The organism is Dehalobacter sp. CP (genome assembly GCF_047652685.1).
Classification (GTDB): domain Bacteria; phylum Bacillota; class Desulfitobacteriia; order Desulfitobacteriales; family Syntrophobotulaceae; genus Dehalobacter.
Map to the genome: position 1 here is coordinate 2,507,717 of NZ_CP157399.1, position 14,722 is coordinate 2,522,438.

A 14,722-nucleotide genomic window follows, 5' to 3' on the forward strand; every position below is an offset into this window, starting at 1 on the left:
CCAGCGTTAGCGTATCTGGAATACCTTCCTTCATGTACAAATGATCGATTCTAGGTTCTAAGCCATTTTTCCGCCCAGATTGAATGTCAGCACTTCAAGGTTTACAGACAAATCCACATTTCTGAGTTCTACAGTGGGAGGAACATTTAAAACGACAGGTGCAAAATTCAAAATGGCCTGGACTCCGCCTTTAACAAGTTTATCGGCAATTTCCTGGGCTGCAGATGCCGGGACAGTTATTGCCCCGATCTGGATCTGGTTTTGGGCGACGACTTCTTCCATCGTTTCAATCGGTAATACTTCGATATCGTTAATCTTCATCCCAGTTTTTTGGGGATCATTGTCAAAAATATTAATGATCGAAAATCCGCGTTCTTTAAAACCCTTATACGTACTCAGGGCGAGTCCGAGGTTGCCCAATCCTACGAGGCAAACGCTCCACTCATTGCTCAGACCCATGATCCGAAGAATATTTTTATGCAAGTCTTTAACATTGTAACCTACTCCGCGAATCCCAAACTCCCCAAAATAAGCAAGGTCTTTACGAACCTGAGCAGGACTTACGCCTACTCCTTCAGCAATATCACCTGAAGAAATCGTTATGATTCCTTTGCGGTCTATCTCTGTCAAATAACGAGAATATACGGAAAGCCGTATAATCGTTGCTTCAGGAATTTTCAAGGTTTTCAAATCCAAATCCCCCATTTCGTCTACTTCAAAGATAAGTTAATTATATCACTACCTAAAGAAAATGCAATTAAACCGAAGGAAATGCAAGATATTACTGTTTAATCGTGTTTTTTGACCCTACCCAAAATAATCAGGGATTCTGTTCAAAATACTTGTAAGTAACCCATTTATACTCAGCAAAGACTTGAAGAAGCTGCTGATTATACTTATATTGAAGATTCCCCTGACCATCCAGGGAAGCATTAAGGGCGCTCAAATTATCCTGCAAATGCCTGAAATCTTCCGGATAATCGCTGTCTTTAACATCCTGAATTTTCTCTGCGGCATCAGTTTGACCATTGTCTTGTCCAAGACCTGCACATAATGAATTCGCCAGCTCGAGGATTTCCAGAACCGTTTCCGTTTCACTGCCGCTGACCTTATAGTGCAAAGCAGGATACGTCACTTCCCTGACCCATGAATCAATACCGTTTTCCAATAAGCCCTGGTAACAAAAAAACGCCTCTTCATCGGCGCCAAAGGCACCCACCGCAACCTGATAAGGCTCCTTACTGATGATCACGGCCTGCCAACCCTTGTTATGCAAATTCTGCAGCAATGCTTCGGCATTTTCTTTATCCTTATAAACACCGATTTGACAGGTCCAAAGTTTGATTTCCGGCAAGTTGAGAATCTCACTGTTTGTTTCTGACGGGTTTTCTGAGGTAACGGCGGTCTCTGCGGAAACAAGCCCGACAAACATCTTTCCAGTATACCATACAAACCAGCCGACAGCGGATAATCCTAGTATTACCATTATGATTGAAATCAAAACACCTGATCTAAATTTTTTTCCCATCAGGCAACTCCTTCAAATCATTCTATTCCGATCATATGAAGGAGCGGCAATAATTAGTACATGGTATATGATCAGCGCTTAAATATTTTGAAAATAAAATAAATTTTAGTTCCATAATATGTTATAATATTTTCTGGAAAAATAAGTATCCCAATAAGGAAGGATATGCCGGTATGGAAGAATATTTGATTCTTGCAGTGGATGATCAGGACTTTAATCTTATTTTTCTTAAAAAAACTTTAGCCGAATATCAGTTTATCTCTGCCAGAAACGGCAGACAAGCCCTGGAATTGCTAAGAAGGTACTCTCCTGACCTGATCCTGCTGGATATCGTGATGCCGGAAATGGATGGTTATGAAGTTCTCAAACAGCTAAAATACGATGAACGGACCAGGAACATCCCCGTTATTTTCCTGACAAGCCTTGACTCCATTGAAGATGAAGAAAAAGGGCTTAATTTGGGTGCTGTAGATTATATCACCAAACCTTTTAAGCCAACAATTATTCAGGCCCGGGTCAAGAACACTTTACGGTTCATTCATCAGCAAAAACTCCTGGAGAGAATGTCTCACCTGGATGGTCTTACCGAGATCCCAAACCGGCGATTTTTTGAAGAAAAACTTACTGCCGAATTTGGCTTTGCAGCCACCAACAAGCGTCCGCTTTCGCTGATCATGATTGATGTTGATTTCTTTAAGAAATTCAACGATCAGCATGGGCACTCCAAAGGCGATGAAGCGCTTGTTAAAGTTGCCCAGATCATCCGCTCATGCTTGAATGAACCTCACGAATTTCTGGCCAGGTATGGCGGAGAGGAATTTGTCGTGATTCTTCCGGATACGGATGCGGCTGCCGGAAGTGAAATCGCCGAAAAAATACGTTACCATGTCAGTATATCCCAACTGTTCAACAATCCCGCCGGCAGCCACGCTGCTCTGACCGTCAGTGTGGGCGGATACAGTATGATACCGGCCAATTACGAATGCTGCCACAGCATATTGGAAAAAGCCGATGCCTGCTTGTACCAAGCCAAAAAACACGGCAGAAATTGCGTGGAGTGGGATTATTCCTGATGCGTATAATGATCCAGTAAAAATTTTCTTACCCCGGAGATCATGTACAAGGAGCCGGTGACACAAAGCAGATCACCCGGCTTCATTTTTTCAAGCCCTTTTCTTACTGCTCCCGCAGGATCTTCAACCGTCGATACGTTTTCCTGCACTAGATACTTCTCCGCGATTCTGGCTACATACTCCCAGTCACCAGCCCTTGGGGAATCCGGCTTGGTCACGATGATTTCATCGGCCAGCGGTGCGATAATCTCAACGGCTTTTTCTATTTCTTTGTCCCTGAGCATGCCAAGACAAAGCAACAGCCTGTTTCTTTTCAAAGGTCCGCCGGCGTACTGCTGCAGCGCCTTAGCCAGAGACATCATCCCATCGGCATTATGTGCCCCGTCCAGAAGAACTCTCGGGCTCTGCAGCAAGAGTTCCAGTCTGCCCGGCCAGCGGACTGCTTTGAGACCTTCCCTGACGGCACTTTCAGATATATTCAGGGAATACGTTCCAACCAATACTTCACAGACAGCTAGTGCAGCCGCTGCATTGGTAAACTGGTGTTCCCCAAGAAGCGCGAGCTCCAGATCCGGATAAGACCAGTACAAGCCTTCATAGCCAAAACGCTGCGAAGCATCGCCCGGGTGCCGCCAATGTACATCGCGGCCTACCTCAATCATCCTGGATCCTTTTTGGGCAGCCCGGTCCTCGATGACCTTCAGAACTTCCGGCTTGTCCGAGGAAGTGACCACTGGAACGCCATCCTTAATAATGCCGGCCTTGACCCCAGTAATTGCTTGAAGCGTATCTCCAAGATAATCCATATGATCCATGCCAATACTGGTCAGCACAGATATTAAAGGGGTAACGACGTTGGTGGAATCAATTTCACCGCCGAGACCGACCTCCAGAAGGACCAGATCGGGTTGTTTTTCAGCAAAATAACACAGGGCCAGCGCCGTACAAACTTCAAATTCGGTCGGATGTTCAATCCCGAGACGCTCCATTTCCTCCAGATGGGGTTTTAGCTTATTGATCCCTGAAACCACATCTTCCGGTGAGATCATCTCTCCGTTTATCGTGATTCTTTCTCGGAAATTATGAAGGTGGGGGGATGTAAACATTCCCGCGCGATAACCAGCCTGCTTCATAATCGACTGAAGCATTGCCGTCGTCGATCCCTTCCCGTTGGTGCCGCCGATATGAATCACTTTCAATTTCTTTTCCGGGTGATCCAGACGATCCAGCAAAGCCTTGATCCGTTCCAGTCCGAGGTTAATACCGAACTTCGTCAGGTTCTTAATATATTCCAGTGTCTCTTCGTATTCCGTCATTATCCTCAATCCTTTACAGATTTATTCAAGCTCTTCGCTTAAATCGGATAATCTCAGTTTCAGAGAACGCATTCTGGCCATGATATCATCCAGTTTCTCTCTTTCCTTTTGAACGACCTCTTCCGGCGCTTTCGAGGTAAACCCTGGGTTCCCAAGCTTGTCTTCCAGCCGTTTCTGTTCCTTGATCATATTTTCGATTTCCTTGCGGACCTTGGCAACTTCTTTGTCCAAATCAAGCAGCCCCTTCAGCGGTACATAAACAGCAACCCCAGTAAGAACCGCACTGGCGGACTGCGGCGGCTTATTCTCCATCTGCTGTAAAATTGTAATGTTTTCTGCAACTGCAAGCTGCCGGATATCCTCAAGACCATTTTGCAGTACAGCCAGCATCTCTTTTTCGGGAGCAATAAGCAAGATATCTGCCCTGCGGCCCGGAACGACACCCATTTCTGCCCGGATATTGCGCACTGCCCGGATAATATCCATCAGGACATTCATATCCTTTTCAACCTGCTCGTTGCGATATCCTTCAACCTGCGGCCAGGAGCTGAGCATAATCGTCTTTCCTTTGATGGGCAGATGCTGCCAGATCTCCTCAGTTAAGAACGGCATAAACGGGTGAAGCAGTCTCATTGTACCTTCCAGTACTTCAAAGAGAATGCGCTGGGCGGTCTGGCGTTCAGATTGGTTTTCTTTCGCATAGAGCCGTTTTTTGGTCAGCTCAATGTACCAGTCACAATATTCATTCCAGATAAATTCATAGAGCAGTCTGCCGGCTTCCCCAAGGTCAAAGCGCTCTAAAGCAGCTGTGACATTCTGAACCGTATCTTCATAGCGTGACAGGATCCATTTGTCTGCCAGGGTAAACTCAGCAGCGTACGGTCCGGCAGGCTGTTCCTTAGCTTCCGATTGGTAGTCCTCCAGATTCATCAGCACAAAACGGGAGGCATTCCAGATTTTATTCAGAAAGTTTCTGGTGGACTCTAATTTTTCAAAATGGAATCTCAGATCATTACCCGGTGTGTTGCCGGTGATCAGCATAAACCTCAGGGTGTCCGCGCCATATTGATTAATGACTTCGATCGGATCGACACCGTTGCCAAGTGATTTGCTCATCTTGCGCCCCTGCGGGTCAAGAATCAACCCGTGAATCATCACCTTGTGGAACGGAACATCTTCCCGGAATTCCAGTCCCATAAAAATCATCCGGGCTACCCAGAAGAAAATAATATCCCTGCCGGTAACCAGAACACTCGTCGGATAAAACTGTTTCAGTTCAGCGGTATTCTCGGGCCATCCCATGGTTGAGAACGGCCAGAGCGCTGAAGAAAACCACGTATCCAGAACATCGGGATCCTGCTGCAGGTGATGGCTTCCGCATTTCGGACATGCCGCCGGATCCTCTTTCACGCAAACTTCAGCTCCGCAATCCTGACAATACCAGACCGGAATACGATGACCCCACCAGAGCTGCCGCGATATACACCAATCCCGGATATTTTCCAGCCAGCCTGTATAGATCCTGGCAAAACGATCGGGCACAAACTGCAGATCGCCATCCTGCACGACTTTGATTGCCGGTTCAGCTAAAGGCTTCATTTTCACAAACCACTGCCTGCTGACCCGGGGCTCAACCACTGTGGAACAGCGGTAACACTCCCCCACTGCATGCATATGCGGTTCTATCTTAACCAAAAGGCCAAGCTCTTCCAGATCTTTGACAATCCGGCGGCGTGCTTCGTAACGATCCAGTCCCTGGTATTTGCCGCCATTTTCGTTGATGGTGGCATCGCTGTTCATGATATTAATCTGCTCCAGATGATGGCGGAGCCCCATCTCAAAGTCATTTGGGTCATGCGCAGGCGTAATTTTGACCGCGCCGGTGCCAAATTCCTTCTCGACATATTCATCGGTAATCACCGGAATCTCTCTTTTCACTAAAGGAAGGATCACATTCTTTCCTGCAAGATGCCGGTACCGTTCATCCTCAGGGTGGACGGCAACCGCCACGTCTCCGAGCATCGTTTCCGGACGGGTCGTCGCCACAACAACGCCTTCCCCGCCATCCGCTGCCGGATAACGGATATGCCACAGGTTTCCTTCCCGTTCATTATGCTCGACTTCAATATCCGAAATGGTCGTATGGCACTTGGAGCACCAGTTAACAATATAGTTCCCTCTATAAATCAGGCCTTTGTTATACAGGTTGACAAAGACTTCTCTTACAGCCTTGGAACATCCTTCGTCCATGGTAAACCGTTCCCGTGACCAATCACAGGAAGCACCTAGTTTGCGCAGCTGACGGGTAATTGTACCGCCATACTGTTCCTTCCAGGCCCAGACTCTTTCCAGAAATTTTTCTCTTCCAAGTTCGTGTCTGTTCGTTCCTTCTTTGGCCAGCTGTTCCTCAACTTTGGCCTGGGTGGCAATACCCGCGTGGTCTGTCCCGGGAAGCCATAACGTATTATATCCCTGCATTCTTTTATAACGGGCCAGAATATCCTGCAGCGTGTTATCCATCGCGTGTCCGAGATGCAAAGACCCGGTTACGTTCGGCGGCGGCATCACAATGCTGAAAGGGTTCTGCTCCGGTTCAACTTTTGGCGTAAAAAATCCGTTCTGTTCCCAATACTGATACCATTTTTCCTCTACCTGGCCAGGATCATATATTTTGGCCATCTGTTGATCCTCACTCATAAAAAGGCTCCTTTCGAACCAAAAAAATCTTCCGGCCCAAAGGACGAAAGACTCACATAACATACTTCATACCGGAATAGTATACGATTGTACAGTTCCAGCCGGCAATGAATCGGGAAATCTTTCAGCCCCTCTGCCAATTCCACTCTAAATTCTATACTGCCGCCAACAACAAAAGGTTTGGTGGCAGCCAAGTTTTCTTTAGTGTGTCAGAATGAATACTTACTTTCTGTTACATCTAAGTGCAGCTAATGCTGCCGACAGCCACGGATGGCTTAATGCCGCGATGCCAAGGATGGCAAGAAGCGACCGCCAAAGACTTGGCGCCAGCGAAGTTTTCTTTATTATACTGAGGCAGTAAAAAAAAGTCAAAAGGTTTTAAGCGAAAGGATCCCATTCAAAATCGTATTATCTGAAAGGTTTTCCAGGCAATATTTGTTTAAAAACACAAATACGTGATATAATAATAATTAATGTGCCTCAGAACGGCTAATAAAAAATTACTGAAATATGCTTAAACACCGGGGCGTTTGGGTTTAACCGTATTTTGGCTTGTTTTCTGCTTGTTTGACACAACATAAAATATGGAGGTAAAAGTTTTTGACAAAAGAGAACAAACTGCAAATTATTCCCCTCGGAGGTCTCGGGGAAATCGGCAAGAACATGACCGTCATCCGGTATAATAATAAAATTATCTTGGTTGATGCCGGTCTGACATTTCCGAATGAAGACCTCTTAGGTATTGACATCGTGATTCCGGACTATACGTATTTGATTGAAAACCAGGCAATGGTTGCAGGGATACTCATTACCCATGGCCATGAAGATCATATTGGGGCTCTCCCTTATCTATTGAAGGATCTTAATGTCCCTGTTTATGGGACACGCCTTACAATTGGCTTGATTCAGTCCAAGCTGAAGGAAGCAAATATTACAAAAGCGACACTCAACGTCATTCATCCGAATGATACAGTCCGACTCGGCGCTTTCCGGGTTGAATTCATCAACATCAGCCACAGTATCCCGGGCTCTGTCGGCCTGGCAATCCATACACCGATTGGTACCATTGTCCATACCGGGGACTTTAAGCTCGACCATACACCTGTCAGCGGCGATGTCCTGGATATACACAAATTTACCGAATTAGGGGAACACGGCGTTCTGTGCCTGATGTCCGACAGCACAAATGTCGACCGTCCCGGCTTTACCATGTCCGAACGGTCTGTCGGCCAAAATATTGATGAAGCCTTTTTCCATGCCGAAGGACGAATTATCTTTGCTAGTTTTGCTTCAAATATTAATAGGCTGCAGCAGGCGATCTCCGCTGCGGTCAAATGCCAACGCAAAGTTGCCGCAATCGGACGAAGCATGGTCAATGTCATTAATATTGCGATGGATCTGGGTTATCTTGATATGCCGGAGGGAACCCTGATTGAGGTAGACAAGGCAATGGATTATCCCAGCAACCAGCTCTGCATCCTGACTACAGGCAGCCAGGGGGAACCGATGTCGGCCTTAAGCAGAATAGCCAGCGGCGATCACCGCCAGATCTCAATCAGTGAGAACGACACGGTCATTATTTCGGCCAGCGCGATTCCCGGCAACGAGAAAGCCATTTCCCGTAATATCGACCAACTGCTCAAACTCGGTGCGCATGTCATCTATGAGCAGATTTCAGGAATGCACGTTTCGGGACATGCCAGCGAAGAAGAACTTAAACTAATGTTCAGCATGGTGAAACCGAAATACTTCCTTCCTGTGCATGGTGAGTACCGTATGCTTGTCAAGCACGCTGAACTCGCGCAGCAGGTCGGTATCCCTAAAGAAAATATTTTTATTGCCGAAAACGGCAGTGTTCTGGAATTTACGGACGAGGGCGCTAAAATGGCCGAAAGTATTCCGGCAGGCAGAGTTTTGATCGATGGTTTCGGGATCGGTGATGTCGGCAATATTGTACTGCGTGACCGTAAGCAGTTGTCGCAGGACGGGATATTGATTGCTGTTCTGACTGTCAGCCGTCCGACTGGTGCGTTGGTTGCAGGACCTGATGTCGTGACCCGCGGATTTATTTATGTGCGGGAGTCGGAAGAAATTATCAGCGAAGTCAGGTGCCTGATCCGAGAGGCTATGCAGGAATGCCAGCAAAAGGGTATCAACCAATGGGCGCCAATCAAAAACAAGGTCAAAGATATTGTCGGAAAACACCTCTATCAGAGAACCGGCAGACGTCCAATGATTCTGGTCATCATTCAGGAAGTAAACAGCGAAGCAATCAAGGACGCAAACAAGAAAGACACTGCTGCCAGAGAAGCAACCAGCAAACCGCCCAACTACAAGGAAATGGCCGTAAAAGCGCGTCCGAAAAGAACAATGAAGCCTAAGATTCAAGCCCCGACATGATATTCCTTTTAAAAATATTAAAAATTTTAGAAAACAATAGATTTAACACATCAGACAATAAAAAGATTACCTGAGTCCGTTGAACGGACTCAGGTAATCTTTTTGTCAGAAATTCTTAAAGCAGGACATTACTTCATGTTTAGTACGATGACCCCTGCCACAATCAATAAAGTCCCGCCGACCTTGGCGGCTGAAACCTGTTCCTGAAGAAAGAAAAAGGAAAGCAGCATCACCAGGATATAGCCCAGACTGACCATCGGATAAGCAATACTGAGCTCCAGCTTTCTCAGGACAAATATCCACATCAACATGCTGAAAACAAAACAGCTTACAGCAAAGACCATCTTCAGGCTGATCATCGAATAAACAAGATTCCAGATTCCGCTGTCCGGCCGAAGTTCCCCTGCCGCCAGCTTAAGAACGAACTGCCCGGTCGATCCCAGTGCAATGGAAATCAAGGCCAGCAAATAAATCATTCGTTTATCTCACCTTAGCCAGCAGCGCAAAGTAACCTCTAATTGTCTTTGACACCTGCATTTTGCTGGCCCCTTCTTTCTGTTGATAATGAAGAATAAGCGGTACCTCCCCGGCTTTAACCCCCATCCTACTGAATTTAGCAGCGATCTCAGCCATGCAGTCAAATCCGTTGGTTGTAATCAGTTCTTTCCAGCGTTCCTGTGCCTTTCTGATTATTCTCACCCGGTATGCCCTGTAACCAGATGAGTAATCATTAAGGTTTCTGATGCGGAAAAACAATTTGAAGAAATACCTGGCACCCCGGCTGAATAACTTTCGCAAGACTTTCAGCCCAATTTCATATCCTCCCGAAGTAAATCTGGAGGCCACAACCAAGTCAAGATCCCGACTATTCAGCGTTTCAATCATGCTCTCAATCAGCAAAGGGCTGTGGGTATTGTCGGCATCCATGGTAACCAGGACATCGTCATCCTTCAGGTTTTCCAGTGCATAACGCAAAATTGTTTTGACGGCTTCTCCGAGGCCCTTGTTTCCGTGGTGCCTGACCAGTGTTACATAACCATGATCCTGGGCGTAAGTGCTTACAATTTTTGCAGTATTGTCGCTGCTGCCGTCATCCACCAGCAGGACCTGAATATTATACCGGCTGACCTCTCGGTAGGATGCAATGCTGTTGAATAAATGAATAATCCCGGCTGCTTCATTATAGGCGGGCAAGCCAATCAGGACCTTCATATCACTCACCTCCTCCAGGCAGTATTTCCAAAAGATAAACGCAAGTTTGCGGATAAGCTGTCACCGCTCACTTTAGTACATAAATCGGGTAACCCTGTACGACCTCGATCTTCGGATATTCTCCTTCGATATAGCTCAACAGCCTCTCATCCAGATCCCCATATATTTTCCCCTGAATTGGCACAAAATATTTGGCTCCTCTTGCAATATAATCGTCCAGTTCCTGAGTCGGATCTTTGGGTGTTGCAGCATACAGCCTAAGATTGTACCGCCAGCCCCTTCTGTCCGTTAAGTCCAGCATACACGGATCCAGAGAACCGACCACAAGGAGATCGTCCTGATCCGTCAGCTGCTTTACTACATTTACTTGTTGCGCCATCACCGTATTGATGGTGAACATCGGTTTGACCAGATCATAACTTTCCTTCATTAGGAGCAGCACCAATACCACTCCTGCAATTTTTCCCACTGGACCCGAAGCCGCCCTGGCCAAAAGATTACCGGCCAGCAAACAGCACGGCACCATCAAAAATATCAGGTAATAAAATGCCCGGATCTCGCTTACAATCAAGATTGCCTCCAAAATCATAGCGATAAACCAAACCAGAAATACTTTTTGCTTTTCCTGCAGAAAAAATATCCCTGCAAGGCAAAGAAGCAGCCCGCTTATGCCAAGGGCCCTCGGCAAATTTACCGTGAAAAAGTAAAGTGCTTCCGGACTGTAAAAGGCGGTAATCGCCTGCTTAAAAATAATATTACGGGTAATGCCCAGTGTAAATTTATACTCCGCAGCGGCAGTACTGAAATAGTAATAGCAGGCTGGAAGTGCTGCCGTAATGAAGCCGTATATCCAAAAAACACGCATTTTCAGCCATTTCCGCCCATAATACTTAAAACAGAGATACATCATGGGGATTCCAATAAAAATCACAGGCGGTTTGGTCATGATTGCCAAAGCTAAAAAAAACGAGCTCAAAATAAGCAAACCGTATTTGCTTCGTAGATCGCCATAATCGCGATCATTTACATCATCATTCCTATGATTGCCGTTATTCCTATGATTCCTGTGATTGTTTCTTTGACAACCCCTGCTATTGTTTTGCTTGATAATCCATCGGTTAAAATAGTAAAATCCTCCGATCCAGAACATCAGGGCTGCGGACTCCGGCATAATCGCCCGGGAATAATACAGATTAATCGGAAGGATTCCATAAATCAGAAGACTGTAAGCTGCTCCGTTCCACCCCAGATACAGGCGTGCCAGCAGATACAGATATAGGGCTGAGATCAAAAAAAAAGCAATCGGAACAGCCCTTGCCAGAAAATAATGATAGCCGAATACTTTGTACAGGATCGCGATCAGATAAGTCGTAACTTGAATTTCCAATGCCGGAATATTTGGAAACGTCCCGTCGTAATTCAAATTGGGATGAAACGGATGAAAGTCATAACCCGCAAAATTCCTGGCGATTGATGCTGTGTCAGCCTGCCGCCAGCTCTCCTCAATTTCAACAGGACCGACATTCATGTGATAGAGCCTGAGCAGAAGAATAAAAGTCAATAAGAAAAATAGGATAGTTTTTTCTCTTTTCGTCATCATCGGCACCCCTGTTTTCAGCTATCCAATTGCTTTCATTTCTTACTCTGTCCGCCGCGGCACTCATCATTCGGCTTAGCTTTTCCTGTATATGGATTACCTATACTAAAACTTCTTTCAATGAAGAAAAAACCTCTTCCCTCTTGCTCGTTCACCCTGAAACAATGCAAGTGGAAAAGAAGCTTAAATGAAGTCAACGCTTTTAGATTGTATAGTTACCGTCGCCGAAGCTGCCTCTTGGTTTCGACTTCCCACCAGTTGAAAGCTTCTTCTTCCTCCGTGAGTTCCGGTTTTTTGCTGCACAGTTCGTAGATCCGGGCCCTTTCCGCATTCGGGTCTTCACCGTACCAACTGGAATTTCTCCGAATCTCAGTTGTGGATTTCCGGTCTTCCTCTAACGGCCATTTAGATGGCCGCAGACTGTTTGGATGCGATATACTGTTTAGCCGTTCATAAGAGACAGGCTCGGAACCAAGAAAACCTGTACCGAGTACCCCTGCCAGCAATCCAAGACCTATTCCCTCGGAAATGATTTTGACGGCGCCAAGGCTTTCAATCGGAAAATAAAGAGCCAAAAGCAGTATGCCAACCACAGCATATCCCCCGGCAGCCAGTCCTGCAGGAAGCAGCCGGCCGGAGTCTCTGCTGGCTCGAAAACCGGCTACCAGGCAACTCAGCAAAAGACCAAAATCCACAAGATAGGCGATGATCTTTTCATCAATTCCAGTCAGCGTTGTGACCAGTACAGCCAGGAGGGTCAGAACCGTGACGAGCAGACCTATGGTAATGCCTTTTAGAATGCTTGTTCCCATAAAAAATCACCCGGTTTCATATATTATCCTATTATAATATATTAAAACCGGGATAACCTTTATTCATAGTTTTGGGAACATTTGTCTATTTTTTTCTGTGATATCTTCCGCTCGGAATTAAATCGCTCTTAGGGAAAGGAATAAGAAGACCGCATAGAATACCCCGCCAATCATCAGGATTGCAGGATAGAGGGTTTTTGTTTTGACGATGATGAAATACTGAAGGGATGCGGAGGCTAGGGCAAGCAGCGCACTGACCAGGGCCAGCGGTTCCAGAACCCAGGAGGTCAGCGAAATGCCAATTGCCGGAATGACCGAGCTCTGGAAGACCATTGCTCCGGTGATATTTCCCATGGCCAATGTGTCCTTACCACGACGCACCCAGAGAACACTGTTAAATTTCTCCGGCAGTTCAGTTGCAATCGGCGTAATGATAATTGCCAGGATGAACACAGGGACTCCGGCAGCCGTCGATACAGCCTGAACAGAATTAATGAACAGCTCCGCGCCTGCAATGATAATTGCAAGCGCAGCTATGATCTGAACAAATATGACAATCAGTCTAGGCTCCCCCCTGCGGGAAAAGTAGCACACAGGAAGTTCCTCTTCTAAATTCGCTTCACCATGGCTTGATTTAATTGTCCGGTAAACATAGGCACAATAAGCCCCCACAAGAACAATCACGATCAGCATTTTCAAAGAGTGTGTCGGTAAAAAAGAAGCAACGATTGCGAGTAAATAGACAATCAGAAAGAACTTTAGATCCCGCTCAATGACTTCCGGATGAATATACATCGGTCTGTTTGTTCTTCGGAAAATCAGCACAGCAATCCCTGTGACGAAAAAAGCAAGTGTTCCAAGCATAAACGGCGCTCCTAAAATTGCCCCTATTCCAATGTCGTGCCCGCTTGCACCACTGGAAGTTAGAATCGCGAGAATTGGAATCAATGTTTCAGGCAAAGCGGTTCCTACCGCGGCAAAGATACTGCCAACAGCCCCTTCACCCAGATTGAGCTTCCTGCCAAGCCACTCTATTCCGTTTGTAAACACTTCTGCACCGAGAAGAATAATACCCAGACTGACAACCAAAAAAATTATATCGATCATTTTTTCTCTCCCGTTTAGCTCAATAAACTATTTTTCTTAAACTATTACTTCAAAGCTATTAATGTTATTATTTTCCATATAATTCTTAAATTATTCTATGTTTTATTTTGCATTACTCTTCAAAATCTATTGCTCTTCTTCATCAATTATTCTTCCGGATCACTCTCCGGGCTTGTCTTCCGTATCGGGAAAAATAATATCATCCATGGCCTGATTCAATTCCTGAAGGCCGGTACCGTCCTCTGAAGAAAAAGGAATAATCGTCTTCCAGTCCGACATTTTGAAAGATTCCGCAATGATTTTGAGATATTTGGGTCGTTGTCCCCTCGCAATCTTATCTGCTTTTGTCGCTACCACCAGAACAGGTATGTTGTTGACCTTAAGCATTTCGATCATCAGCCTGTCTTCCTCGGTCGGCTGATGGCGGATATCAACCAGTTGAATGACGCCTTTCAAATTTTCACGCAGACGAAAGTACGTCTGCATCATCTTCCCCCACTGCATTCGGGTCTCCTGAGGCACTTTTGCATAGCCATAACCCGGTAAATCAACAAGATACCATTCATCATTAATATTAAAAAAATTGATCGTCTGCGTTTTGCCGGGCGTTTTGCCGACCTTGGCCAGTGCCTTTCGATTGACAAGTTTATTGATCAAAGAAGACTTTCCTACATTGGAACGGCCTGAGACAGCCAGCTCCGGCCTTGTTCCCTCAGGATACTGCTGCGGCTTCACTGCCGAAATCATAAATTCAGCTTTACGAAAAATCACACTATCACCTCAACGGAACATCGTGAGTACAATATCCCAATTATGTTATGTCCCAACGATGTCCTTAAACATCAACAGCTAATATTGTACTCCAAAATCGGGATTAATCCAAGGGAGACAAATACATCGGGAGACCGACTAAGGAGTTAGAAAACAAAGGAAAACACAGAGGGACGTTTTCTTTGTTTCCTCTGAAACAAGATACTAAA

General features: G+C 45.8%; 14 protein-coding genes. 3 read left to right on the plus strand and 11 right to left on the minus strand.

Going from position 1 to position 14,722, the window contains the following annotated elements:
• Positions 1 to 57 precede the first annotated feature (57 nt).
• Positions 58 to 690, minus strand: coding sequence for a redox-sensing transcriptional repressor Rex (locus AAH944_RS12485; protein ID WP_287895742.1), 633 nt, complete (start codon positions 688 to 690; stop codon positions 58 to 60).
• A 130-nt stretch (positions 691 to 820) separates the two neighbouring features.
• Positions 821 to 1,528, minus strand: coding sequence for an SPOR domain-containing protein (locus AAH944_RS12490; protein ID WP_287895740.1), 708 nt, complete (start codon positions 1,526 to 1,528; stop codon positions 821 to 823).
• 173 nt (positions 1,529 to 1,701) lie between these two features.
• On the opposite strand from AAH944_RS12490, the gene AAH944_RS12495 reads away from it, so the two are divergent.
• The gene (locus AAH944_RS12495; RefSeq protein ID WP_287895738.1) at positions 1,702 to 2,601 is read left to right on the plus strand and encodes a diguanylate cyclase; all 900 of its coding nucleotides are present in this window, start codon (positions 1,702 to 1,704) and stop codon (positions 2,599 to 2,601) included.
• Here the strand turns inward: AAH944_RS12495 and AAH944_RS12500 are convergent.
• Genes AAH944_RS12500 through AAH944_RS12510 form a run of 3 tightly spaced genes read right to left on the minus strand, consistent with a single transcriptional unit; the run spans position 2,592 to position 6,808 of the window.
• Positions 2,592 to 3,917, minus strand: coding sequence for a bifunctional folylpolyglutamate synthase/dihydrofolate synthase (locus AAH944_RS12500; protein WP_415535173.1), 1,326 nt, complete (start codon positions 3,915 to 3,917; stop codon positions 2,592 to 2,594). The genes AAH944_RS12495 and AAH944_RS12500 overlap by 10 nt on opposite strands.
• A 21-nt stretch (positions 3,918 to 3,938) precedes the next feature.
• Positions 3,939 to 6,614, minus strand: a complete 2,676-nt coding sequence (locus AAH944_RS12505) for a valine--tRNA ligase (protein ID WP_415535174.1) — start codon at positions 6,612 to 6,614, stop codon at positions 3,939 to 3,941.
• Complete coding sequence (locus AAH944_RS12510) at positions 6,611 to 6,808, minus strand: hypothetical protein (RefSeq protein ID WP_415535175.1); 198 nt, start codon at positions 6,806 to 6,808, stop codon at positions 6,611 to 6,613. The genes AAH944_RS12505 and AAH944_RS12510 overlap by 4 nt, the downstream gene beginning before the upstream one ends.
• A gap of 20 nt (positions 6,809 to 6,828) precedes the next feature.
• Between AAH944_RS12510 and AAH944_RS12515 the strand changes: the two genes are divergently transcribed.
• Positions 6,829 to 6,975, plus strand: coding sequence for a hypothetical protein (locus AAH944_RS12515; protein ID WP_415535176.1), 147 nt, complete (start codon positions 6,829 to 6,831; stop codon positions 6,973 to 6,975).
• A 239-nt stretch (positions 6,976 to 7,214) separates the two neighbouring features.
• The gene (locus AAH944_RS12520) at positions 7,215 to 9,014 is read left to right on the plus strand and encodes a ribonuclease J (protein ID WP_415535177.1); all 1,800 of its coding nucleotides are present in this window, start codon (positions 7,215 to 7,217) and stop codon (positions 9,012 to 9,014) included.
• Positions 9,015 to 9,142: 128 nt separating this feature from the next.
• Here AAH944_RS12520 and AAH944_RS12525 read toward each other — a convergent pair whose 3' ends face one another.
• The 6 genes from AAH944_RS12525 to yihA all read right to left on the minus strand — a co-directional run bounded on the left by AAH944_RS12525 (position 9,143) and on the right by yihA (position 14,513).
• Positions 9,143 to 9,490 carry an EamA family transporter gene (locus AAH944_RS12525; protein ID WP_415535178.1) on the minus strand — a complete coding sequence of 116 codons (348 nt, stop codon included), beginning with the start codon at positions 9,488 to 9,490 and terminating at the stop codon, positions 9,143 to 9,145.
• Positions 9,491 to 9,494: 4 nt separating this feature from the next.
• Entirely contained in the window at positions 9,495 to 10,226 is a 732-nt protein-coding gene (locus tag AAH944_RS12530) for a glycosyltransferase (RefSeq protein ID WP_415535179.1), read from the minus strand.
• 67 nt (positions 10,227 to 10,293) lie between these two features.
• Positions 10,294 to 11,823 carry an ArnT family glycosyltransferase gene (locus AAH944_RS12535; protein ID WP_415535180.1) on the minus strand — a complete coding sequence of 510 codons (1,530 nt, stop codon included), beginning with the start codon at positions 11,821 to 11,823 and terminating at the stop codon, positions 10,294 to 10,296.
• A gap of 215 nt (positions 11,824 to 12,038) precedes the next feature.
• Positions 12,039 to 12,635, minus strand: a complete 597-nt coding sequence (locus AAH944_RS12540) for a hypothetical protein (protein WP_415535181.1) — start codon at positions 12,633 to 12,635, stop codon at positions 12,039 to 12,041.
• Between the two features lie 117 nt (positions 12,636 to 12,752).
• Positions 12,753 to 13,742 (minus strand): sodium:calcium antiporter, encoded by a 990-nt coding sequence (locus AAH944_RS12545; protein WP_368293214.1) that lies wholly within the window; start codon positions 13,740 to 13,742, stop codon positions 12,753 to 12,755.
• 159 nt (positions 13,743 to 13,901) lie between these two features.
• A complete protein-coding gene (yihA, locus tag AAH944_RS12550; RefSeq protein ID WP_368293215.1) occupies positions 13,902 to 14,513 on the minus strand; it encodes a ribosome biogenesis GTP-binding protein YihA/YsxC in 612 nt (203 codons plus the stop codon).
• Positions 14,514 to 14,722: the final 209 nt, after the last annotated feature.

Excerpts from the sequence above, each read along its gene's own strand:
- AAH944_RS12545 (WP_368293214.1), bottom strand. The coding sequence starts at position 13,742 with ATGATCGATATAATTTTTTTGGTTGTCAGTCTGGGTATTATTCTTCTC.
- AAH944_RS12495 (WP_287895738.1), top strand. The coding sequence starts at position 1,702 with ATGGAAGAATATTTGATTCTTGCAGTGGATGATCAGGACTTTAATCTT.
- AAH944_RS12515 (WP_415535176.1), top strand. The coding sequence starts at position 6,829 with ATGAATACTTACTTTCTGTTACATCTAAGTGCAGCTAATGCTGCCGAC.
- AAH944_RS12530 (WP_415535179.1), bottom strand. The coding sequence starts at position 10,226 with ATGAAGGTCCTGATTGGCTTGCCCGCCTATAATGAAGCAGCCGGGATT.
- AAH944_RS12505 (WP_415535174.1), bottom strand. The coding sequence starts at position 6,614 with ATGAGTGAGGATCAACAGATGGCCAAAATATATGATCCTGGCCAGGTA.
- AAH944_RS12490 (WP_287895740.1), bottom strand. The coding sequence starts at position 1,528 with ATGGGAAAAAAATTTAGATCAGGTGTTTTGATTTCAATCATAATGGTA.
- AAH944_RS12535 (WP_415535180.1), bottom strand. The coding sequence starts at position 11,823 with ATGACGAAAAGAGAAAAAACTATCCTATTTTTCTTATTGACTTTTATT.
- AAH944_RS12525 (WP_415535178.1), bottom strand. The coding sequence starts at position 9,490 with ATGATTTATTTGCTGGCCTTGATTTCCATTGCACTGGGATCGACCGGG.
- AAH944_RS12500 (WP_415535173.1), bottom strand. The coding sequence starts at position 3,917 with ATGACGGAATACGAAGAGACACTGGAATATATTAAGAACCTGACGAAG.
- AAH944_RS12540 (WP_415535181.1), bottom strand. The coding sequence starts at position 12,635 with ATGGGAACAAGCATTCTAAAAGGCATTACCATAGGTCTGCTCGTCACG.